This window comes from Streptomyces sp. NPDC020958 (genome assembly GCF_055562175.1).
In genome coordinates, this window is the sequence record NZ_JBVHFU010000022.1 from 100271 (window position 1) to 122656 (window position 22386).

The 22386-nt window shown below is 72.5% G+C and carries 18 protein-coding genes and 1 rRNA gene; 3 read left to right on the forward strand and 16 right to left on the reverse strand.

Going from position 1 to position 22386, the window contains the following annotated elements; all coding sequences use genetic code 11:
- Window positions 1-194: 194 nt before the first annotated feature.
- The 6 genes from ACZ3KP_RS38005 to ACZ3KP_RS38030 all read right to left on the reverse strand — a co-directional run bounded on the left by ACZ3KP_RS38005 (window position 195) and on the right by ACZ3KP_RS38030 (window position 10182).
- Window positions 195-4265 (reverse strand): nSTAND1 domain-containing NTPase, encoded by a 4071-nt coding sequence (locus ACZ3KP_RS38005; RefSeq protein WP_467505357.1) that lies wholly within the window; start codon window positions 4263-4265, stop codon window positions 195-197.
- 239 nt (window positions 4266-4504) lie between these two features.
- Complete coding sequence (locus ACZ3KP_RS38010) at window positions 4505-6211, reverse strand: bifunctional uroporphyrinogen-III C-methyltransferase/uroporphyrinogen-III synthase (protein ID WP_467505358.1); 1707 nt, start codon at window positions 6209-6211, stop codon at window positions 4505-4507.
- Window positions 6208-7167, reverse strand: coding sequence for a hydroxymethylbilane synthase (hemC, locus tag ACZ3KP_RS38015; RefSeq protein ID WP_467505360.1), 960 nt, complete (start codon window positions 7165-7167; stop codon window positions 6208-6210). The genes ACZ3KP_RS38010 and hemC overlap by 4 nt, the downstream gene beginning before the upstream one ends.
- The gene (locus tag ACZ3KP_RS38020; protein WP_467505362.1) at window positions 7164-8864 is read right to left on the reverse strand and encodes a glutamyl-tRNA reductase; all 1701 of its coding nucleotides are present in this window, start codon (window positions 8862-8864) and stop codon (window positions 7164-7166) included. The genes hemC and ACZ3KP_RS38020 overlap by 4 nt, the downstream gene beginning before the upstream one ends.
- Window positions 8861-9616 carry a redox-sensing transcriptional repressor Rex gene (locus tag ACZ3KP_RS38025; protein ID WP_467505364.1) on the reverse strand — a complete coding sequence of 252 codons (756 nt, stop codon included), beginning with the start codon at window positions 9614-9616 and terminating at the stop codon, window positions 8861-8863. The genes ACZ3KP_RS38020 and ACZ3KP_RS38025 overlap by 4 nt, the downstream gene beginning before the upstream one ends.
- 281 nt (window positions 9617-9897) lie before the next feature.
- The gene (locus ACZ3KP_RS38030; RefSeq protein WP_467505366.1) at window positions 9898-10182 is read right to left on the reverse strand and encodes a glutaredoxin family protein; all 285 of its coding nucleotides are present in this window, start codon (window positions 10180-10182) and stop codon (window positions 9898-9900) included.
- A 139-nt stretch (window positions 10183-10321) separates the two neighbouring features.
- Here ACZ3KP_RS38030 and ACZ3KP_RS38035 point away from each other — a divergent pair, with 139 nt between their 5' ends.
- The 3 genes from ACZ3KP_RS38035 to ACZ3KP_RS38045 all read left to right on the forward strand — a co-directional run bounded on the left by ACZ3KP_RS38035 (window position 10322) and on the right by ACZ3KP_RS38045 (window position 14375).
- Window positions 10322-11245, forward strand: coding sequence for an HAD family hydrolase (locus ACZ3KP_RS38035; protein ID WP_467505368.1), 924 nt, complete (start codon window positions 10322-10324; stop codon window positions 11243-11245).
- Between the two features lie 850 nt (window positions 11246-12095).
- Window positions 12096-12893, forward strand: coding sequence for an ECF subfamily RNA polymerase sigma factor, BldN family (locus ACZ3KP_RS38040; protein WP_467505370.1), 798 nt, complete (start codon window positions 12096-12098; stop codon window positions 12891-12893).
- 234 nt (window positions 12894-13127) lie between these two features.
- On the forward strand, window positions 13128-14375 hold the full coding sequence (locus tag ACZ3KP_RS38045; RefSeq protein WP_467505371.1) for a DUF5667 domain-containing protein: 1248 nt from the start codon (window positions 13128-13130) through the stop codon (window positions 14373-14375).
- Window positions 14376-14429: 54 nt separating this feature from the next.
- On the opposite strand, the gene ACZ3KP_RS38050 is transcribed toward ACZ3KP_RS38045, so the two are convergent.
- The 10 genes from ACZ3KP_RS38050 to rrf form a co-directional block, all read right to left on the reverse strand.
- Window positions 14430-15545: a lysophospholipid acyltransferase family protein gene (locus tag ACZ3KP_RS38050; RefSeq protein WP_467505373.1), complete on the reverse strand. Its 1116-nt coding sequence runs from the start codon at window positions 15543-15545 to the stop codon at window positions 14430-14432.
- A gap of 14 nt (window positions 15546-15559) precedes the next feature.
- A complete protein-coding gene (locus ACZ3KP_RS38055; protein WP_467505375.1) occupies window positions 15560-16657 on the reverse strand; it encodes an NAD-dependent epimerase/dehydratase family protein in 1098 nt (365 codons plus the stop codon).
- 170 nt (window positions 16658-16827) lie between these two features.
- Window positions 16828-16926, reverse strand: a complete 99-nt coding sequence (locus ACZ3KP_RS38060) for a 30S ribosomal protein bS22 (RefSeq protein ID WP_003948845.1) — start codon at window positions 16924-16926, stop codon at window positions 16828-16830.
- A gap of 131 nt (window positions 16927-17057) precedes the next feature.
- Window positions 17058-17267, reverse strand: a complete 210-nt coding sequence (locus ACZ3KP_RS38065) for a helix-turn-helix domain-containing protein (protein ID WP_123975194.1) — start codon at window positions 17265-17267, stop codon at window positions 17058-17060.
- Between the two features lie 132 nt (window positions 17268-17399).
- Window positions 17400-18215 carry a phosphatase gene (locus ACZ3KP_RS38070; protein WP_467505377.1) on the reverse strand — a complete coding sequence of 272 codons (816 nt, stop codon included), beginning with the start codon at window positions 18213-18215 and terminating at the stop codon, window positions 17400-17402.
- A gap of 137 nt (window positions 18216-18352) precedes the next feature.
- Window positions 18353-19525, reverse strand: coding sequence for an acetoin utilization protein AcuC (locus ACZ3KP_RS38075; RefSeq protein WP_467505379.1), 1173 nt, complete (start codon window positions 19523-19525; stop codon window positions 18353-18355).
- Window positions 19476-20693: an MFS transporter gene (locus tag ACZ3KP_RS38080; RefSeq protein WP_467505380.1), complete on the reverse strand. Its 1218-nt coding sequence runs from the start codon at window positions 20691-20693 to the stop codon at window positions 19476-19478. Before ACZ3KP_RS38080 ends, ACZ3KP_RS38075 begins: the two co-directional genes overlap by 50 nt.
- Before the next feature lie 81 nt (window positions 20694-20774).
- On the reverse strand, window positions 20775-21506 hold the full coding sequence (locus ACZ3KP_RS38085) for a VC0807 family protein (protein WP_467505382.1): 732 nt from the start codon (window positions 21504-21506) through the stop codon (window positions 20775-20777).
- 93 nt (window positions 21507-21599) lie between these two features.
- Complete coding sequence (locus ACZ3KP_RS38090) at window positions 21600-22244, reverse strand: HAD family hydrolase (protein WP_467505384.1); 645 nt, start codon at window positions 22242-22244, stop codon at window positions 21600-21602.
- A 60-nt stretch (window positions 22245-22304) separates the two neighbouring features.
- Window positions 22305-22386, reverse strand: a 5S ribosomal RNA gene (rrf, locus tag ACZ3KP_RS38095); the annotation flags it as partial.

Here is a 22386-nt window from a genome sequence, read left to right on the forward strand (position 1 = left end):
GGGGAGGCCACCGGCGGCGGAGCGGACCGTTCGGCAACCACTCTGGGAGCGTCGGAATTGTTGATCAACCCAGGTCAGAGGGGTAAACAACGCGACCGAGGACCCTACCGCCGGGTACGCCGAGACAGACCACCCCCACTCACCCGCAACCGGCAAACCAGACCCGCCCCGCGCCGCTCCCAAGGCTCCGGGGGTCAGTCGTCGTTCGGTCGGTGTGCGGCGAGGCGGTCGGCGTCTGTGGGGCCGCCGCGCGGACCGTGGGCGGCGGGGCGGTCGTCGTTCCGGTGCCCATGGGGTCCGTGCTCGCGTTTCCGGCTGGTTTCTGTCGTGTGGGAGGTCGGGTGCTGTCGGCCGGGACCGTGTGGCGATCGGGGGCGGGGGTCGGGGCGCGGGGAGGGCGTCCGGGCGGCGGCCGTTGCCGGGGACGCGGTCGCCGCGGGGGGCGTCCGGGTCGGCTGGGCGAGGGTGGCAAGTGTGCGGGCGGCCGCCTCGTCCGGGTCGGGTCCCCCGCAGACCCGCCGGTAGGGCACGTCGGGGAGGTAGCGGCGCCACTGCGCGGCGGTCAGGGTCCCGCCGGCGCGTGCGCAGAGCCGGGCGGCCACCTGGGCGGGGCCGATGGCGTAGGCCTGGACGGGGACGTGCGGACCGGCGGCGTACAGGTAGCCGTCGGGGCCGAACGCCAGGGAGTCGATCACGTCGCCCGGGGTGGTGGGGCTGCCGCCCAGGGGCCGGTCCAGGGCGAGGTCCCACAGGCGCAGGGCGCCGGATCCGTAGGCCACGGCGAGGGTGGTCGCATCGCGGCTGAAGGCGAGGGCGGTGATCCTCGTGCAGGGGGCGCAGCCTGTGGTGTCGGGGGGCCCGGGGATCACCGCCACGGGTCCGTCGGCCCCGGCGGTGTCCGACACGGTGACCGTGCCGAAGGCCCCGCCCGTCGCGAGCAGCCTGCCGTCGTGGCTGAGCGCGAGGTCGTAGCTGCCGCGGCCCTCGGTGAGCGGCGCCCGGGGGTTCGGCCCGTCCGGCGGTACGGCGGTCCGGCCGGAGAACCCGGAGGACATGGCCGCCCGCACCGCCGCCTCGCCCACGTCCCGACCGGCCGCCCGGGTCCGGCGGGCGGTGTCCCACATCTGCGGGACGATCGTGCCGGCGGGCTCGACCCAGCCGACCAGCAGGTGCCGGCCCTTCGGGGTGAGGGCGATGGCGCGGGCCGTGGCGGCGGCGGGCCCGGTGACGTCGAAGGAGGTTCCCGCGTGGCCACCGGGCAAGGTGTCCCGCACCGTGAACCGAGCGGAGGGAACGGCTCCGCTGCGCCCGGCGCCAGGAGCGGCCCCGCCTGCCCCGGCGGCAGGCGCGGCCGTGCTCACCCCACCACTCGCCCCACCCTCGCTCGCCCCGCCCGTGCTCGGCGCGACTCTCGCCGCCACGGCCGCCCCGTAGGCGATGGCCCGGCTGTCCGGGCTGAAGGCCAGCAGGACGTGGGAGGTACCGAGGGAGCGGGTGGAGAAGGGGAGTACGGCGACCGTGCGGCCGGTGCGGGTGCTCGCCAGGCGCAGCCGATACCCCGTCGCGGTCCGCTCCACGGCCGCCAGCAACCGGCCGTCCGGGCTGAGCAGTACGGCGTCGAGGGGCCGGGCCCGCCACGGGGTGGTCAGGGCGGTGGACAGGTCGAGGGTGTGCACGGTGCTGCCAGCCAGGTAGCGCAGGACCGAGCCGTTCACGTCCCAGGCGAGGTCGGTGATCGGGCCGCCGGGCACCGGCTGGCGCAGCACCGGGATTCCCGGCGCCGAGATCCGCCACACCGTCACCCCGTCCGGCCCGGCCGCCGCCAGCGACGCCCCGTCCGCGGTGAGGGCGAGGTGCCGCAGGCCGGACCCGGTGAGGTCGGCGAGCCGGCGCCCGGTGGTGGTGTCCCAGACGCCCGCCCCGGTGTCGGAGGCCGCGGCGAGCCGGGTGCCGCCGGCCCCGACGGCGACGGTCCCGGGCGAGCAGTCCGGTGTCCGCAGGCCCTCCCAGCCGCCGTGCCGGACGGCCCCCCGGGCGGTGTCCCGCAGTTCCAGCGGCCGGCCGGGGCGGCAGACGGCCACCAGACGGTGGTCCGGCGAGGGCACCGGATACGCGTCGGCCGCGGCCGTCCGGAAGAGCGTGCTGTCGTCGTCCACCGCGCGCAGCCGCACCCCGGGGTCGGCCCCGGCTTCCCTGACGACGTAACTGTGCCCGTCGGCCCCGAGGCCGAGGATCCGGCCACCGGCCGGCGCGTGCCGGCCGGTGGCCTCGGGCAGCCGCCACAGGCGCCGGCCGCCGGGCCCGGCCAGCAGCACGGTGCGGCCCGTGGGGTCGGCCGCGGTCACCCGCGCGTCCGGCAGGGTTCCGGACCCGGTGCGCCGGTGCCCGGTCACGTCCCACGTGGACCAGGAGCCCGCGCCCGCCACCAGCAGGGTGCGGCCGGAGTCGGCGAGGAAGGCCCCGCCGTTCTCGCCGGGCACCGGCCCGGTGAAGACGTCGTCCTCGGGTTCGGCGAGCGCGCTGAGCAGGGCGGCGCGGCTGACCGAGGAGGGGGCCAGCCGCCAGGCCGCGACGCTGAGCAGCGCGGCGGTGCGGGGGTCGGTGGACTGGGTCCGGCCGGCGAGGGCGGCGGCCTGCAGGGCCCCGGCGCGGAGGTGCTCCAGGTCGGCCGCGTTGCCGCGCTGCCAGGCCAGCTGCCCGGCGACGAGCAGGGCCGCCAGGACCACGCCGAGGGCCACGGCCAGCCCGCGCGTCCGGCTGCGGATCCGGCCCGCCGTCCAGCCGTCCATGCGGCGGGCGACCCGGGAGGCGCTGAGGAAGGCGCGTTCCCGCCCGGTGAGGTCGTGGTCGTTGACGCCGCGGCCGAACAGCACGTCGGCGACGGCGAGTTGGGCGCCGCGGTAGAGGTTGCCGGAGTCGTGGCGGCGTTCCTGCCAGAGCCGGGCGGCCTCGCTGAGGCGGCGGTGCTCGGCGAGCCGTTCGCGGTGGGCGTCGATCCAGGCCTGCAGGCGCGGCCAGCGGGTGATCAGGGCCTCGTGGGCGAGTTCGACGCTCTCCTGGCCGAGGGTGACGAGCCGGGCGCGGGCGAGCCGCTGGAGGACTTCGGGCACCTCGGGGTCGGGCCACTCGCGCAGGTCCGCGCGGCTGACGGGGCGGCGGGTGTCGGCGGTGCCGGCGCCCGGCTCGATGAGCGCCAGCAGCAGTCGGCGGGCGGTGGCGGCCTGGGCGGGGGTCAGGCCGCCGTAGACCTCCTCGGCCGCCGCGGCGATCGCTCCGTGGATGCCGCCCGCGGCCTCGTACGCGGCCAGGGTCAGGACGCCGCTGCGCCGTCTTCGCCAGGTCTCCCGCAGGGCGTGCGACAGCATCGGCAGCGCGCCGGGCTGGTCGGCGGCCTCCTCGATGACCCGGGCGGTGAGTTCGCGCTCCACCCGCAGTCCGGCCGCCGTGGCCGGCCGGACGACGGCTTCCTGGAGTTCGGCCCGGTTCATCGGGCGGACGGTCAGCGCCGTGGTGCGTAACGCCTCCGCGAGGCCGGCGTGCTCGGCGCACAGGCTGTGGAAGCTGCCGCCCACCGCGACGACCACGCGCAGCCGGACCGCGGGGTCCCGGGCGGCGAGCAGCCGGTCCACGAACCGCCAGCGGTCGGCGCGGTCCCGGCACCGGGTGAAGATCTCCTCGAACTGGTCCACCACCACGAACCGCTCCGGGCCGTCCGGCGGCGGGTCCAGGAGCCTGGCGTGGGTGGCGGCGGGCCGGGGCCCCGGCGTGATCAGCCGGAACTCCGTGCCCCGGGACGCCAGCCGGGGCAGCAGGCCGGCGCGCAGCAGTGAGGACTTGCCGCTGCCCGAGGCGCCCACCAGCACCGCGAACCGGTGCTCCGCCGCCAGCGCCAGGGCGTCCTCGACCAGCCGTTCCCGGCCGAAGAAACGGTCCCGGTCGCCGTATTCGAACCGGGCAAGCCCCTGGTACGGCGAGTCGCCGTCCCGCGCCGACGGAGAGCGCGCCTCCTCGGCCACGGCCTCCCAGCGGCGCTCCCACTCGTCCGGATCGGCCCCGCACGCCTGCGCGTAGGCGCGCACCACCGCAGCCGACGCCAGCCGTTCCCCGGAGGCGGCCCGCGACAGGGCGGTCACCGACAGACCGGTGTGCTTGGCCATCGTCCGGTACGACGGCGAACCGGCCGCTCTGCGCAGTTCCCTCAGTTCGTTCGCGAAACGCGGTACGGGCCCGTCGTCGGGGTCCACCGGTCGTTCGGGACGGCCCAAGGTTCCACCTCACGTCTGGGGCCAACTCCCCTGTTACCAGGGGGTTTTACCAGTGAGTAATCGTTTCAGCGCGGCACGGTGCCGCCCGGCCGGGCAAGCGGTTTCCTTGCGAGTTAAAGTAGTGGGCCGCCAGGGCGACGGCAATTCACTTGAGAAAAGACGACCACCGGAATCGCGGACGGGCGGGGGCGCGCCCGTCAGCGCGCCCCCGCCCGTGTCCGTCTTCTCGTGTCGTCGCGTCAGGTCGTCGTGCGCCGACGCCGCGCCCCCGGCCGCCGCTCGCTCGGGCGGGTCACCGGGTCCCCGGCCTCGCGGGCGCTCGCCCGGCGACGCAGCCCGAACTCCGCCAGCGCCTCCGCCAGCTTGGCGACGGACGGCTCCGGAGCCATCACGTCCACCCGCAGCCCGTGCTCCTCGGCGGTCTTGGCCGTGGCCGGACCGATACAGGCGATGACCGTGACGTTGTGCGGCTTGCCGGCGATACCCACCAGGTTCCGCACGGTCGAGGACGACGTGAACAGCACGGCGTCGAACCCGCCGCCCTTGATCGCCTCGCGGGTCTCCGCCGGCGGCGGCGACGCCCGCACGGTGCGGTACGCCGTGACGTCGTCGACCTCCCAGCCCAGCTCGATCAGACCCGCGACCAGGGTCTCCGTGGCGATGTCGGCGCGCGGCAGGAAGACCCGGTCGATCGGGTCGAACACCGGGTCGTACGGCGGCCAGTCCTCGAGGAGTCCGGCGGCCGACTGCTCCCCGCTCGGCATCAGGTCCGGCTTCACGCCGAAGGCGACCAGCGCCCTGGCGGTCTGCTCGCCGACCGCGGCCACCTTGATGCCCGCGAAGGCACGCGCGTCGAGCCCGTACTCCTCGAACTTCTCCCGGACCGCCTTGACGGCGTTGACCGAGGTGAACGCGATCCACTCGTACCGTCCGGTGACGAGCCCCTTCACCGCCCGCTCCATCTGCTGGGGCGTGCGCGGCGGCTCGACGGCGATCGTCGGCACCTCGTGCGGCACCGCCCCGTACGACCGCAGCTGGTCGGAGAGCGACACCGCCTGTTCCTTCGTCCGCGGCACGAGCACCTTCCAGCCGAACAGCGGCTTGGACTCGAACCACGACAGCTGGTCGCGCTGCGCGGCGGCGGACCGCTCACCGACCACGGCTATCACCGGCCGCCCGCCGTCCGGCGAGGGCAGCACCTTCGCCTGCTTCAGCGTCTGCGCGATGGTGCCGAGGGTGGCGGTCCAGGTCCGCTGCCGGGTCGTCGTACCGGCGACGGTGACCGTCAGCGGGGTGTCCGGCTTGCGTCCGGCGGCCACCAGCTCACCGGCGGCCGCGGCCACCGAGTCGAGCGTCGTGGAGACCACGACCGTGCCGTCCGAGGCGCCGACCTCGGTCCAGCACCGGTCGGAGGCGGTACGGGCGTCCACGAAGCGGACGTCCGCGCCCTGCGCGTCCCGCAGCGGCACACCGGCGTACGCCGGCACACCCACCGCCGCCGCGACACCGGGCACGACCTCGAAGGGCACACCGGCGGCGGCGCAGGCGAGCATTTCCTCGGTCGCGTACGTATCAAGTCCCGGGTCCCCGGACACCGCACGGACGACCCGCCTGCCACCCCGCGCGGCCTCCATGACAAGATGAGCCGCATCCCGCGCGGGCGGGAGGGAAGCGGTCGTTGACGCTCCGTCAACAACCGTGAGTTGAGGCGCGCCCGTGCCCGGATACGGGTCCGACGACGGATCCGGATTCGTGGGCACGACGGAGACACCCTGCCTGGCGTGGCTCCTGATCACGTCGAGCACGTCGTGCTCGGCGACCAGGACGTCCGCGCTGGACAGTGCCTCCACGGCACGCAAGGTCAGCAGTCCCGGATCCCCGGGTCCGGCACCCAGGAAGGTGACGTGCCCGTGATCGAGGCCGGCGGGAAGGTTGGTGGGGCTCACTGTGCTCGCTCCCCCATCAGACCGGCCGCGCCCTGGGCAAGCATCTCGGTGGCGAGTTCGCGACCGAGCGCCGTCGCCTGGTCGTATGTCTCGGGCACGGGACCGGTGGTGGACAACTGCACCGTCCGGGTGCCGTCGGTCGTGCCGACGACTGCCCGCAGGCGCATTTCGTTGGCAGTCTGCCCGTCGGCCAGAAGGTCGGCCAGCGCGCCCACAGGGGCGGAGCAGCCGGCCTCCAGGGCGGCGAGCAGTGATCGCTCGGCGGTCACGGCGACCCGCGTGAACGGGTCGTCGAGTGCCCCGAGCGCGGCGATCAGCGACGCGTTGTCCGCGGCGCACTCGATCGCCAGTGCCCCCTGGCCGGGGGCGGGCAGAACCGTGTCGACCGACAGGAAGTCGGTCACCTCGTCGATGCGGCCGATGCGGCTGAGTCCGGCCGCGGCCAGCACCACGGCGTCGAGTTCGCCGGCGTGCACGTATCCGATCCGGGTGTCGACGTTCCCCCGGATCGGGACGGTCGCTATGTCCAGCGCGTGCGCACGGGCGTACGCGTTGAGCTGGGCCGTACGGCGCGGCGAACCGGTGCCGATGCGCGCCCCGCGCGGCAGGTCGGTGAACTTCAGCGCGTCCCGGGCGACGATCACGTCCCTGGGGTCCTCGCGCACCGGCACGGCGGCCAGCACCAGGTCGGCCGGCTGGGTGGTCGGGAGGTCCTTTAGCGAGTGAACCGCGAAGTCGACCTCGCCGCGCAGCAGCGCGTCCCGCAGGGCGGTCACGAAGACACCCGTGCCGCCGATCTGTGCGAGGTGCTCGCGGGAGGTGTCGCCGTAGGTGGTGATCTCGACGAGCTCGACGGGCCGTCCGGTCACCTGGCTCACGGCCTCGGCCACTTGCCCGGACTGGGCCATGGCGAGTCGGGATCGCCTGGTCCCCAGTCTCAGTGGAATGTCACTCATGCCGGTCGGTCCTTCTCGGTCGTGCTGTCCACGGCCCGGGAGACGGCGGCCACCGTCTCCGGGTCGAGGTCGAACAGGGTCCGCAGCGCGTCCGCGTACCCGGCGCCGCCGGGCTCGGCCGCGAGCTGTTTGACCCGTACGGTCGGCGCGTGCAGCAGCTTGTCGACGACGCGGTGCACCGCCTGGCGGATCTCCCCGCGCTGGCGTTCGTCCAGGTCGGGCAGGCGCCCGTCCAGGCGGGCGATCTCGCCCGCGACGACGTCGGCGGCCATGGTCCGCAGCGCCACCACGGTGGGCGTGATGTGCGCGGCCCGCTGCGCGGCGCCGAACGCGGCCACCTCGTCGGAGACGATACGGCGGACCTGGTCCACGTCGGCGGCCATCGGGGCGTCGGCCGACGCCTCGGCCAGCGACTCGATGTCCACCAGCCGCACCCCGGCCAGCCGGTGCACGGCGGCGTCGATGTCCCGGGGCATGGCGAGGTCGAGGAGGAACAGCGCGGGCGCGGGCCGTACGAACCCGGCGACCGGCTCCGGCCTGCGCCGCTCGGGGATCCGGCCGATCCGGGCCGCGGTCGCGGCGAGCGCGCCGATCAGCTCGGCCTCGGCCGCCACCTCGGCCTCCGGGGTACGGCGCCCGGCCTCCCGGATGTCCACCGTCCCGTTGTCCACCCAGGCGGCGTGCTGCTCCAGCTCGGCGGCGGCCATACCGGCGACGGCGGCCTCCCCCAGCACGGAGAAACCACTCTGCTCGGCGGCGAGGTCGAGCGGACAGTTCTCGTCGGTGCCGAGGCTCGGGCCGGCGAGCGGCGGCTTCGGCGCCGGCGGTGCGTCGATCTCGGCGACCGGCTCACCGGTCCGCCCCTCGACCGCGGCCGCGACCGCCTCCGCCGTCAGCACCAGCCCCGTCGCTCCGGTGCACGACACCACGAGGTCGGCACGTGTCAGCTCGTCCGGCACCGCGTCCATCGGTACCGCGCGGGCGGCCACGTCCGTGTCGTCGCCCTCGGAGAGGATCCCCGCGAGCCGCTCGGCGCGGTCGAACGTCCGGTTGGCCACCACGATCTCGGCGACCCCGGCCCGCGCCAGCGTGGCGGCGGCCAGCGAGGACATCGAGCCCGCGCCGATGACCAGCGCCTTCTTGCCGGTGGCCCAAGTCACCACGTCCGCACCCGCGGCCAGCTGCTCCAGGCCGAAGGTGACCAGCGACTGCCCGGCCCGGTCGATGCCGGTCTCGGAGTGGGCGCGCTTGCCCACCCTGAGGCCCTGCTGGAACAGGTCGTTCATCAGCCGGCCGGCGCTGTGCAGCTCCTGCGCGCGGGCCAGCGAGTCCTTTATCTGGCCGAGGATCTGCCCCTCGCCGACGACCATCGAGTCGAGCCCGCAGGCCACCGAGAACAGGTGGTGGACGGCGCGGTCCTCGTAGTGGACGTAGAGATAGGGAGTGAGCTCGTCCAGCCCGACCCCGCTGTGCTGGGCGAGCAGCGTGGACAGCTCGGCGACCCCGGCGTGGAACTTGTCGACGTCGGCGTACAGCTCGATGCGGTTGCAGGTGGCGAGCACCGCGGCCTCGGTGGCCGGCTCGGCGGCGACCGTGTCCTGGACCAGCTTGACCTGGGCGTCCGCGGAGAGCGCGGCCCGTTCCAGGACGCTGACCGGGGCGCTGCGGTGGCTCAGCCCGACGACGAGGAGACTCATGCCGGCATCACGGCGGGTACGTCCCCGTCGGGTCCCTGCTCGCCGGCCTCCTGGTGGGTGGCCACGGGCGGCACCGCTCCCTCGTGGTCCTCGCCGGCCTTGCGCTGCTCGTGGAAGGCGAGGATCTGCAGCTCGATGGAGAGGTCGACCTTGCGCACGTCGACGCCGTCCGGGACGGTCAGCACGGTCGGCGCGAAGTTCAGGATGGAGGTGACCCCGGCGGCCACCAGCCGGTCGCAGACCTGCTGGGCGGCGCCCGCGGGGGTGGCGATCACGCCGATGCTGACGCCGTTGTCCTGGATGATCTTCTCCAGGTCGTCGGTGTGCTGCACGGGGATACCGGCCACCGGCTTCCCGGCCATCGCGGGGTCGGCGTCTATCAGGGCGGCGACCCGGAAGCCGCGGGAGGCGAACCCGCCGTAGTTGGCGAGGGCGGCGCCGAGGTTACCGATACCGACGATCACCACTGGCCAGTCCTGGGTCAGGCCCAGCTCACGGGAGATCTGGTAGACGAGATATTCGACGTCGTAGCCGACACCGCGCGTTCCGTACGAGCCCAGGTAGGAGAAGTCCTTGCGCAGCTTCGCGGAGTTGACCCCCGCGGCGGCGGCCAGTTCCTCGGAGGAGACCGTGGGGACCGAGCGCTCCGACAGTGCGGTCAGCGCCCGGAGGTACAGCGGAAGCCTGGCGACGGTGGCCTCGGGGATCCCTCGGCTGCGGGTCGCCGGTCGGTGAGTTCGGCCAGTTGCCACGGTGCTCCAACGGGTTGAGCGGGGCTGCGGACGGTCACTCGTACCCAGACCGCCCCGTCGACAGCAGGCTATGTCTTTGTGAACGCGTGCACAAAGATGGTGTCCGATTTGTCCGCCCAACGTGACCGGGGTCACGCGCCCCCGGCGCGGTCGTACGGAACCGGCGCACACACACGCACGCTCCCTCTCTGTCGGGGGCAAAACCGCACACACTCCTTACGAATCCCGCCCCCCGAGACCAGGCCGCCGTCGATCCTAAGCGACGTCGCAGCCGGTTTGGACTAGTCGGTCAGTGCCTTGCGGAGCCGCTCTTCGTTCACGCGCCAGAAGGTGTGCTGTTCACCGTCGACGAGTACCACCGGAATCTGCTCCCAGTACTGGTCGTACAGCCGCTGGTCCTGAGTGATGTCCTGGTGCTCCCAGGGCACGTCGAGGTCGCCGCACACCTTCTCGACCACGGCCTGTGCGTCATCACACAGATGGCAGCCGGGCTTACGGATGAGGGTGACCAGCCGCACACGGGGCGCGGGCGCCTTCCGGCCGAAGAGGGGACTCATGTCGTCCATTGTCCCGCCCCTGGCAGGGCGTGTCCGCCGCCTCCTGGGCACGTTCCTCGCCCTGCTTCACGGCACGGTCGCGGAGAGTTCACACCCCACCAACTCCCGTGACTCCGGAACCACCGGGCGGACTGGCTATGCTCACGACATGGCCGCTCTCGGATGGCTCACTCCCCGTAGGCGCTCCGCCACGGCGCGGAGCGTGTTGGCAGGCGAGGCCTCGGCAGAGGCCGCGCGCAAGAACCAGGAAGCGCCGGCGCCCGTCGAAGAGGCCGAGGAACCCCAGTTCCCGGTGCTCGGCGACGACAAGGCCGCCGCGTTCTTCGACCTGGACAACACGGTGATGCAGGGCGCCGCCATCTTCCACTTCGGCCGCGGCCTGTACAAACGGAAGTTCTTCGAGACCCGCGACCTCGCCAGGTTCGCCTGGCAGCAGGCGTGGTTCCGGCTGGCCGGCGTCGAGGACCCCGAGCACATGCAGGACGCCCGCGACTCGGCCCTGTCGATCGTCAAGGGCCACCGGGTGGCGGAACTCCAGACCATCGGCGAGGAGATCTACGACGAGTACATGGCCGAGCGCATCTGGCCCGGCACCCGCGCCCTCGCCCAGGCCCACCTGGACGCGGGCCAGAAGGTGTGGCTCGTCACGGCGGCGCCGGTGGAGATCGCCGGCGTGATCGCCCGCCGCCTCGGGCTGACCGGCGCCCTGGGGACGGTGGCCGAGTCGGTCGGCGGCGTCTACACCGGCAAGCTGGTCGGTGAGCCCCTGCACGGGCCGGCGAAGGCGGAGGCGGTGCGCGCGCTGGCCGCGGCCGAGGGCCTCGACCTCTCCCGGTGCGCGGCCTACAGCGACTCCCACAACGACATCCCGATGCTGTCCCTGGTCGGTCACCCGTACGCCATCAACCCGGACACGAAGCTGCGCAAGCACGCCCGCGAGATGGACTGGCGCCTGCGCGACTACCGGACGGGCCGCAAGGCGGCCAAGGTGGGCATCCCGGCGGCGGCCGGGGTGGGCGCGGTCGCCGGCGGCACGGCGGCAGCCATCGCCCTGAGCCGCCGCCGCCGCTGACAGCCCCCGGCAAAGGCGACCCTGTACCGCACCACCTGCGCCAAGCAGAGCCCCACCCACCACACCGCCCCCCCACGCCACCGGGACCACCCCCACCCCGGCCACCAGGCCCCTCCCGCACCGGAACCCGCGGACAGCACCCGGACCACCCCAACCTGACCCACCGGGACCCTCCCCCACCGGAACCCGCGGACAGCACCCGGACCACCACGACCGTGCCGTACCGGCCACCTGCGCCGCCGGACCCACCTGCTGCGCCGGGACCCGTGGACGGCACCCGGGCCACCACGACCGCAGGGTGCCGGGCCCGTCTCCGGCGTCGGAACCCACCTGCCGCACCGGGCCCCGCACGCCCCACGCGAGACGGCGCCCCTGTGGTGCCGCGCCCCGCTGCGGGGCGTGGAACGTCACCGCGACCGGCGGAGGCCCCCTGCCGCGCGGGGCCCACACGTGGCTCGGACCGTCGGCGAGGGGGGAGGCGGGGCATCGTCCTGTGCGGCGCCGGGGCGTCCCGGCGGGCGGCCTGTGCGCGGCGGCGCGTTCGTGCCGTTCACCGCGGCCCCGGCAGGGGGCCGGCCCTCGCGCGCCCGAATTATCGCGCGGCTGCCCCAACACGCCCTCGACTCCGCCTGAACACGCACCTTTCTGATCAACAATCAGTCACTCTGAGGCACTTGAACCGGCTCAAATCGGTAAGAGAAGCGACGCAATCGACGATTTGAGCAACTCGGTGTAGCAGTGCCTGCACGAAGCGTTATTCTCCTCAGACGCACACCGGTACCCCTCCGTCGCCACGACGGGTGAACGGTTCCGCACTGCACGTGATGAAAGCTCTGCCTCTGGGAGTCCCGTGTACCCACACGTCGGGGTTGACGCCTCGGGCCTGGCTACGCTGCGCGCAACAGTCGCGACGGTCAAAGAGACGCTGCGCGGCCTCGTCCCCACCGCGTACGCCGTCCCCGCGTACGCCGTCCCCGCCTTCGCCTCCACCGCCCCCGTCGGCCCCTGCTACGCACTGGCCGACGGCGGCGCCGCGGTCGGCAGACGCGGCCGTTCGACCGGCACCACCGCCCCCGCCCGCCGTCCGGCCGCGGACAGCGACAGCGCCCGGATGATGGACCTCGTGGAGCGCGCCCAGGCCGGCGAGTCCGACGCCTTCGGCCGCCTCTACGACCAGTACAGCGACACCGTCTACCGCTACATCTACTACCGCGTGGGCGGCAAGGCGACCGCCGAGGACCTCACCAGCGAGACGTTCCTGCGCGCCCTCCGGCGGATCGGCACCTTCACCTGGCAGGGCCGTGACTTCGGCGCCTGGCTGGTCACCATCGCCCGCAACCTGGTCGCCGACCACTTCAAGTCGAGCCGCTTCCGCCTGGAGGTCACCACCGGCGAGATGCTCGACGCCAACGAGGTCGAGCGCTCCCCGGAGGACTCCGTCCTGGAGTCCCTCTCCAACGCCGCGCTGCTCGACGCCGTACGACGCCTCAACCCCCAGCAGCAGGAGTGCGTGACGCTCCGCTTCCTCCAGGGCCTCTCGGTGGCCGAGACCGCCCGGGTGATGGGCAAGAACGAGGGCGCCATCAAGACCCTCCAGTACCGGGCCGTGCGCACTCTCGCCCGGCTCCTCCCGGAGGACGCGCGCTGAGACGGCCACCCTCGGCGACGGCCAACTCACGTTCCGTCAAAGCCCGTTGCCTTTCTCAGCCGATCTCCTCTCGTCCGTAACCCAAGTGCCGAGCCGCTCGTTGTGCGGGATACAGGCTCCCTGTGGTCACGTCCAGCAAGTCCCTGATCACACGATCGTGTGGTCCGGTCGAGGGCGTGCAACCCTCAGGACCCCCTGGGGAGTCGACCGTCATGACGAGAGGAGGTGCCGCCAGTGATCGCGAACGTATCGGCACACCGGCGGGCGAACGCCTTCGCCCAGGCCCTGGAGGAGCAGCCCGACCGGGACCCGGCGGCCGAGCGGTCCGAGGGACCGGTGGGCGACGCACCGGCCACACCGGACCGGGCTGAACCGACCGAGCAGGGCGAACTGCTGGCCCTGGCGACGGGGCTCGCCGCACTGCCCAAACCGGAGCTCGACCCTGAGGTCAAGGTCGTGCAGCGGGCCCGGCTGGTGGCCGCGATGGAGGCCATGCTGGCGGAGGGCACCCTGGGTGGGGCGGCGGACACCGCGGTGCCCGGACAGCGCTCCGGCAGTTCGAAGGGCGCCCATCGGGCCAGCCCGCTGGGCAGGTTGCGACCCCGTTCCCGGCTCACGAAGGGGCTCGCCGCCGGCGGCCTGAGCGTCGGCGTGGCCGCCGGAGCCTTCGGCGGGGTGGCCGCGGCCAGTTCCGACGCCCTTCCCGGCGACTCGCTGTACGGCCTCAAACGCGGCATCGAGGACTTCAAGCTCAACTACCTGTCCGACGGTGACGACCAGCGCGGTCAGACCTACCTCGACCAGGCCTCGACCCGGCTGATGGAGGCCCGTCGGCTGATGGAGCGGGACCGCGGCGGCCATCTCGACCACGAGTCGATCGGCGAGATCCGGCGCACGCTGTCCGGCATGCAGCACGACGTCACCGAGGGCCACCGCCTGCTCCACGAGGCCTACGAACGCGACCCGGACTCGCTGGGCCCCATCCAGGCCCTGTCCGCCTTCGCCCAGTCCCACCGCCAGGCCTGGGGCGCCCTGCGCGAGCGGCTCCCGGTCCAGCTCGGCGACGTCAGCCAGCAGGTGACGTCGGTCTTCGCCGCCATAGACGAAGAGGTCGGCCCGCTGCAGTCCCTGCTCCCCCAGCCGCCCCAGCACACCGGCGGCAGCACCGGCAGCCAGGGCTCGGGCACGACGTCCACCGGCTCCCCCGGCCGCCACCGGTCGACGGCCCCGTCGTCCTCCGGCAGCTCGTCCACGGGCCACGAGTCCGGCCACGGCACCCCCAGCGGCTCGGCCTCCGGGAGCAGCAGCGACGACGGGCTGATCGGCGGTGCCACGGGCGGCCTCCTGGACCCCCCGAAGACGGGCTCGAGCACCCCGGCCCCGTCGAAGACCGCGTCCGGCGCCCCGGACGTCACCCTGCCCCCGCTCCTCCCCGGCCTGCTACCGGGCCTGGGCATCGACGGCGAGAACACCGGCAACTGAGAAACACCGGTTCCCCGCGCCCCCGTTCGGGGCGCGGGGCTCTGTCGCGACGCCTCAGAAGAAGACCGACCTCCGCTGCACGAGCAGCTTGTACAGCGTGTGCTGAATCTGCTCCCGCACCTGATCCGTCAGGTTGAACATCAGCATCGGGTCCTCCGCCGCCTCCGGCGGGTACCCGTCGGTCCGAATCGGCTCCCCGAACTGAATCGTCCACTTCGTCGGCAGCGGCACCGCCCCGACCGGGCCCAGCCAGGGAAACGTCGGCGTCAGCGGGAAGTACGGAATCCCCAGCACCCGGGCCAGCGTCTTCGCGTTGCCGATCATCGGGTAGATCTCCTCCGCCCCCACGATCGAGCAGGGAATGATCGGCACCCCCTGCCGCAACGCGGTCGACACGAACCCGCCCCGCCCGAACCGCTGGAGCTTGTACCGCTCGCTGAACGGCTTCCCGATGCCCTTGAAGCCCTCCGGCATCACCCCGACCAGCTCCCCCTGCCCCAGCAGCCGCTCGGCGTCCTCCGCGCACGCGAGCGTGTGCCCGAGCTTGCGCGCCAGCTCGTTCACCACCGGCAGCACGAACACCAGATCCGCCGCGAGCAGCCTGAGGTGACGATTCGCCGGATGGTGGTCGTGCACGGCCACCTGCATCATCAGGCCGTCCAACGGCAGCGTCCCCGAGTGGTTGGCGACGATCAGCGCACCGCCCTCGGCCGGGATGTTCTCCATCCCCTTCACGTCGACACGGAAGTACTTCTCGTACACCGGCCGCAGCAGGGACATCAGGACCTGGTCGGTCAGCTCCTCGTCGTAGCCGAAGTCGTCGACCTCGTAGTCCCCGGTCAGTCGCCGCCGCAGGAACGCCAGCCCGCGCGCGACACGCCGCTCCAGGCCGGCCTCGTCGTGCGGCGGCTGCTCCGCACCCGTCCGCTCCGCACCCGCCTCAGGGTTCTCCCGGGTCACCTGCACATCCTCCTGCGCGGGGATCCGCCCCGCGAGGGGCTGGACCTCACGGACCGCCCCCGGCTCACGTGCCGCCCCGGACTCACGCGCCCCCGCCTGCTCACCGCCGCTCTTGCGCCGGCCGCCCGCGCCCCGGCGCCGGGCCGGCCGCTGGGCGGCAGCCCCGCGGGACCGGTCGTCGTCGAACGGAATGACCTTGGCGTCCGCCATCGTTGTTGCGCTCCTCAGTTGGCGCTCTGGGTCGGGGTCTTCGTCGAGGACCCCGCCGCGGTCCTCGTCACCGGGTTCCCGCCGTGCAGCGCGGGCAACGCGGCGATCCGGTCGACGGCCGCGGCCACGGCAGCGGGCGGCAGCAGCCCCGGGTCCTGGGCACGCACGAAGTCCGCGAACGCCTGCGCCGTCGTGTACTTCGGCCGGAACCCGAGCGTCTCGCGCATCTGGACGGTGTCCACCACCCGGCCGTGCGTCAGCAGCCGGATCTGCTCGGGCGAGAAGTCGCTCATGCCGAGCGTCCGCACCAGCGAGCCGGCCCAGGTGACCGCGGGCAGCAGCAACGGCACGGTGGGCCGCCCCAGCCGCCTCGAGCACTGCGAGAGCAGCAGCACACCGTCACCGGCGATGTTGAACGTGCCGCTGTTGAGCGTCCCGCGCGCGGGCTCGTGCGAGGCGATCCGCAGCACGTCGACGACATCGTCCTCGTGCACGAACTGCAGCCGGGGGTCGTAGCCGAAGACGGTGGGCAGCACGGGCAGCGAGAAGTAGGACGCGAGCGGGGTGTCCGCCGTCGGACCGAGGATGTTGGCGAACCGCAGCACGCACACCGCCACGTCGGGCCGCCTCCTGGCGAACCCGCGCACATACCCCTCCACCTCCACGGTGTCCTTCGCGAACCCGCCGCTGGGCAGCGATTTCGGCGGGGTCGTCTCCGTGAAGACGGCCGGGTCCTTGGGCGCGGAGCCGTACACGTTCGTACTGGACTTGATCACCAGCCGCTTCACGTTCGGCGCCTTCTGACAGGCACCGAGCAGCTGCATCGTCCCGATGACGTTGGTCTCTTTGACGCTGGTCCGGCTGCCGCTGCCCAGCGGTGTCCCCGTCACGTCCATGTGGACGACGGTGTCGGCACCGCTCTCGGCCAGCACCCGGGCGATGGAGGGCTGCCGGATGTCCGTCTGGATGAAGTCCGCCCCGCCCAGGTGGTGCTCCGGCGGCACCGCGTCCACGGCGACGACCCGCTCCACGTCGGGGTCACGCTGCACGCGCCGTACGAACCGGCCCCCGAGCTGACGGGCCACTCCGGTCACGAGCACGACCTTTCCCAAGATCAGCGCCTTTCTTCCGTGTTCCCGTACGCGGCCAACTTAGCGGGTCGACGGTGCCGCGGCATGACCCCCGACGGGCCACGACGGGCCGCGACGACCGGAAAATGCGTGTGACCCCCCACCGTACTGGTGGGGGGTCACACACAAGCTTCCGCGGCTCGGCGCCGTAATTACTTCTTGTTACGACGCTGAACGCGCGTGCGCTTGAGCAGCTTGCGGTGCTTCTTCTTGGCCATCCGCTTGCGCCGCTTCTTGATAACAGAGCCCACGACTACCCTCGCTCACTTCTCATCACTCGGTGCTGGGCGCCATGGGCCCATACGACCTACGAGGGGCTAGCCTACCCGCCCGAGCGCTGAGGTCGTAATCGAGGTGTTCCGGGGAGGTCCCGGAACCGTCGTCAGGCGGTCTCGACCCCCACATAGCTCTCGCGAAGGTACTCGTGTACCGCTTGCTCGGGGACGCGGAAGGACCGCCCCACCCGGATCGCGGGCAGATGACCGCTGTGCACCAGCCGGTACACGGTCATCTTCGACACTCGCATCACCGCGGCGACCTCCGCCACGGTAAGGAACACGACCTCGTTCAGAGGCCTCTGGTCTGCAGCCATGTCACACACCCGAACCTTCCGCACTCGACGGGCCACCGGCTTCCCCTTCCGGTGACTCTTCGTCGTTGCGTGCTCACTCCCCAATGTAGGGGCGGGTGATGCGAGTGGGGAAGAGGTGCACCCATCGGCGGCCTACTGTGACAGACAGGCTCGATTGAGTACGTAGCGGGTGAGAGGCATGTAGTAGTCGGACCGCACGCCGTCGTCAACCGGAACGGCCACCGACACCACCCCCTCGGCCTCGCCCACGAAGACCGCGGGGTCATCGGCATCCGCCAGACCGATGGCCTCGAACCCGAGCTGACCTGCACCGCAGACCCATCCGTGGTCCCCTACCACGAGCTCGGGCAGCGGCCCGCCATCCCGCGCGGCGGCCTCCAGCGCCAGCCGAACCGGCAGCGGCGAGTGCGTGTGCGTCCCCGGCGCACAACCGGGGCGTTCACCTCCCGGTTCCCGCACCAACCCGACACCTTGTACGTAGTCGAGGGTGCACGTGCGTAGACCGAACCGGGTCGTTATGTCGACACGGCGACCCTGCGCGGGGGTGAGGACCTCACATCCCGCCGCCGACAGCGCGTCCGCCAGAGCTGCGTAGAAACCGATCAGCCGGTGCGGATGCCCGGTCCCGAACAGCACGGGCGCGCGACGCCGGGCGGCATCCCCCACCCGCTCGGCGAAAGCGTTCAGAGCAGCCACCGTACGTTCCGGGTCGATCACATCATGCCCTGAAACGAACTCGGGATCGTCCGAAACCCCGCACTTGCCCGCCATCAGCCGAACCAACTCACGTTCGGTCCAGACTCCTTGGGGATCGATCCCGATCAGCACCCGGGGATCCCGCGCCGCGAACAACCGGTACCGGTGAAGACTCCGCTCCCGGGAAGTGGCCACCGCCCCGGCAAGCCCGACAGCCACCAGATACGCACGAAGCTCACCGACATCCGACACGGCTGAGATGGTGACGCACCCGGTCCCGGAAGAACCCGGAAACGGAAGAACACCCCACGCATGGCCCAACGCCCGCCGCTTGCCGCTTGCCGCTTGCCGCCGCTCGACGCCCCCCCCACCGCGACGGCGGGACACCCCTACGCCAGCAGTCCCCGCAGCGGGAACGCGGCACGGCGCGTGGCCAGCACCGCCTGGTCCAGCCGGTCCGCGGGGTCGTACCCGGCGTCCCACGACGCCCATCCCACCGGCCACCGCCCGTCCGTCATCCGCCCCGGCCCCAACTGCCGGGTCCGGGCGAACACCTCCTGACGCCACTCCTCCGGCACCAGCGTCTCCGGCTCGATCTCCCGCCCCGCCGCGATCGCCACCAGATGCGTCCAGGACCGCGGCACGACGTCCACCACCTCGTACCCCCCGCCCCCCAGCGCGACCCACTTCCCGCCGGCGTACTCGTGCGCCAGCTCATGGCAGGCCACCTGCACGGCCCGCTGCGCGTCCAGCGAGACGGCCAGGTGGGCCAGCGGATCCTCGAAGTGCGTGTCCGCGCCGTGCTGCGTCACCAGCACCTGCGGCCGGAAGTCGGCGAGCAGCTCCGGCACCACGGCGTGGAACGCCCGCACCCACCCCGCGTCCCCGGTCCCCGCAGGCAACGCCACGTTCACCGCGGACCCCTCCCCCGCCCCGGCGCCCACCTCGTCGGGCCACCCGGTCTGGGGGAACAAGGTCCGGGGGTGCTCGTGCAGCGAGATCGTCAGGACCCGCGGATCCTCCCAGAACGCGGCCTGCACCCCGTCCCCGTGGTGCACGTCGACATCCACGTAGGCGACCCGCTCGGCACCGAGCTCCAGCAGCCGCGCGATCGCCAGCGCGGGATCGTTGTAGACGCAGAACCCGGACGCGGCCCCCGGCATCGCGTGGTGCAGCCCGCCCGCGAAGTTCACCGCGTGCTCGGCGTCCCCGCGCCACACCGCCTCCGCGGCCGCCACCGACTGCCCCGCGATCAGCGCGGCCACCTCGTGCATCCCGGCGAAGGCGGGATCGTCCACCGTCCCGAGACCGTACGACTGGTCGGCCCCCGCGGGGTCCGCCGAAGCCGCCTTCACGGCCTCGACGTAGTCCTCCCGGTGCACCAGCCGCAGCGTCGACTCCCCGGCCGGCTTCGCCGCGACGACCTCCACCGCCCGGTCGAGCCCGAAGGCGCCGACCAGACTCCGGGTCAACGCCAGCCGGACCGGATCCATCGGATGGCCCGGACCGAAGTCATAGCCCGTTACTGCCTTGTCCCACATCAGCTGTGCGCGGCCGCTCATGACCGCCACCGTATCTGTCCGGCCTGGTCGCGAACGAACGGGCGTACACCAACGTCACCAGCACCAACACCATCGGCACCAGCATCGCCCCGCGATAACTCCACGCGTCACCCAGCGCACCCACCAACGGCGAACCGATCAGGAAGCCGACGTAGTTGAAGATGTTCAACCGGGCGATGGCCGCATCCGAAGCCTCCGGGAACAACCTCCCCGCGGCCGCGAAGGTCTGCGGCACCAGCACGCACAACCCCAGCCCCAGCAGAGTGAACCCGGCCATCCCGACCCACGCCCCGGGCGCGACCGCCACCACCGCGAACCCGACGGCCGCCAGCAACACCCCCAGCCGTACGACGGTCACGGCCCCGAACCGCCGCACCCCGAAGTCCCCGATGGCCCGACCGACCAGAGTGGTCACCATGTACACGTTGTACGGCACGGTCGCCAGCTGCTCACTGCTCCCCAGCACGTCCTTCAGGTACTTCGCACTCCAGTTGGAGACGGTCGAGTCCCCGATGTAGGCGAAGGTCATCACCAGGCACAGCGGCAGCAGCACCTTGAAGACGACACCCCCACCGGCGCCCTCGGCCGCCCCGTCCGCCACCGGCGCGGGATCGCCGTCCACGTACCACCGGCTCCCCACCAGCGTCGCCGGCAACAGCACCGCCACGACCGGCAGATACGACACCCACAACGCCAGGTGCCAGTGCGCCCCCGCCCAGGCCAGCGAGGCCCCCAGAATCCCGCCCAGGCTGTACGCGGCGTGGAAACTGAGCATGATGCTCCGCCCGTACGTCCGCTGCAGACTCACCCCGAGCATGTTCATGGACGCGTCCAGCGCTCCCACGGCGAGCCCGAACACGCCCAGCGCCACCGCCAGCTCGGCCAGGTGCCCGCCCGACCCGACGCCGAGCAGCGCCAGCATCACCACGGGCTGGGACCAGCGCAGCAGCCGGCTGGGGCGTATGCGCTTCACCAGCTGCTCGGTGGTGACACTGCCGACTCCGGCCAGGATCGGCACGGCGGCGAGAAAGACCGGCAGCAGCGCGTCGGAGACGCCGTACCGGTCCTGGATGGCGGGGATGCGCGTCACCAGCAGCGCGAAGGTGGCGCCCTGGGTGAAGAAACTGAACGCCAACGAGGCCCTACCGCGCCGCAGCACATCTGTCATGGCGGCGAGCGTAGGGCCCCGGCGTACTCGTGGGTAGATCCAGCCAAAGATGAATTTCCTTCAGCTTTACCTCAGACGGTCTCAGGCGACGACAGCGAGTTCCCGTTCCTGCTTCTGCGCGGCTTCCTGACGCTGCACCTCGTCGGTGATCAGGCGTGCCATCGGCTCGGCGGCCGCGCCGCCGCAGACCACCATCCCGAGGGTGATGGCGCCCACCAGGAAGACCGAGCCCAGCCAGACCATCGTGGCCACGGGGATCGTGTAGGCGCCGACGACCCGGGCGACGCACTCCGCGACCAGGATCACGCCCCAGATGACGGAGAAGCCCCGCTCCTTGCGCAGGAACTCCGCCGACCGGGCCGCGGTACCGGCCGCCAGCCGCTCCCAGGCCGCCTCCCGGGCCGGGTCCCCCTTCAGCAGGAAGGGCCTGAGCCCCGCCGTCATCATCGGCTTCCCCAGGGCCACCGACACCAGGATCCCGATGCCGACCGTGCTGCTCACCGCGCCGTCCTTGGCGAGCATCAGCCTCGGGTCTCCGGAGACGAAGCCGAGTGCCAGCCCGACCACGTTCACGACCAGGATCAGCACCGCCAGTCCGTTGGTCCTGCGCTCCCTGACCACACCCCACACCGTCCGCACGGCCGGCACCACGCTGCTCCAGGCGAGCGCCGCGAAGGTGCTCATCCCGAAGGCTCCCTTGAGGAAGTAGTACGACCCGAGGGGTACCGCCACGTCCACGAGCAGCGGCCGGAGGTTCTCCAGCACGCCGGACTGCCGCTTGTTCAGGGACCCGTTGTTCGTCGTCTTCGTCATGCCCTCAGCTTCGCGTCCGGACGGGGTCCCGCAGTAGGAACGAACGTCCGGAGGCCGGCATGACAATTGTCAGCGCCGACGCGCTGCCCTCGGTCATTCCAGCAGGTCAGCCAAGTCCCCCAGATCGGAGAAGAGTTGACTGGCGCCCCGCAGCCGGTCGGCCGGTGTCATGGCGGTGAACCCGTACACGTCCATCCTGGCCGCGACCGCCGCCCGCACACCGAGCGGGCTGTCCTCCACGACGGCGCAGCGTCCCGGCGCGACCCCCATCCGCTCGGCCGCGTACAGGAAGAGATCCGGCGCCGGCTTCCCCCGCCCCACGTCCTGCGAACTGAAGACCCGTGACGCGTCGAACCACCGGTCCAGCCCGGTCGTCCGGTGTCCCACCCGGATCCGCTCATGACTCCCGGACGACGCCACGCAGTACGGCACCCCGTCCGCCGCCAGTCGCTCCAGCAGTTCCGCCGCCCCGGCGACGGGCTTCAACTCCCGCTCGAAGGCGGCGAACACCCGGGCGTGGAAGACGTCGTCGAAGTCGTCCGGCAGACGCTGTCCGGTGCGTTCCTCGACGAGTTCATGGACCCGGTGCATCGCGGACCCCATGTAGTCGCGTATGGAGTCCTCGTAGGAAGTGGGGTGTCCCAGCTCGGTGAGATACCCGGCGAGCAGCCGATTGGAGATGGGCTCGCTGTCCACGAGGACGCCGTCGTTGTCGAAGATGACCAGGTCATAGCGCATACGGTCGAGCATAAACGCGAAAAGGCCCACGCCATATGGCGTGGGCCTTTCCCAATATTTGTTCGGCGGCGTCCTACTCTCCCACAGGGTCCCCCCTGCAGTACCATCGGCGCTGTGAGGCTTAGCTTCCGGGTTCGGAATG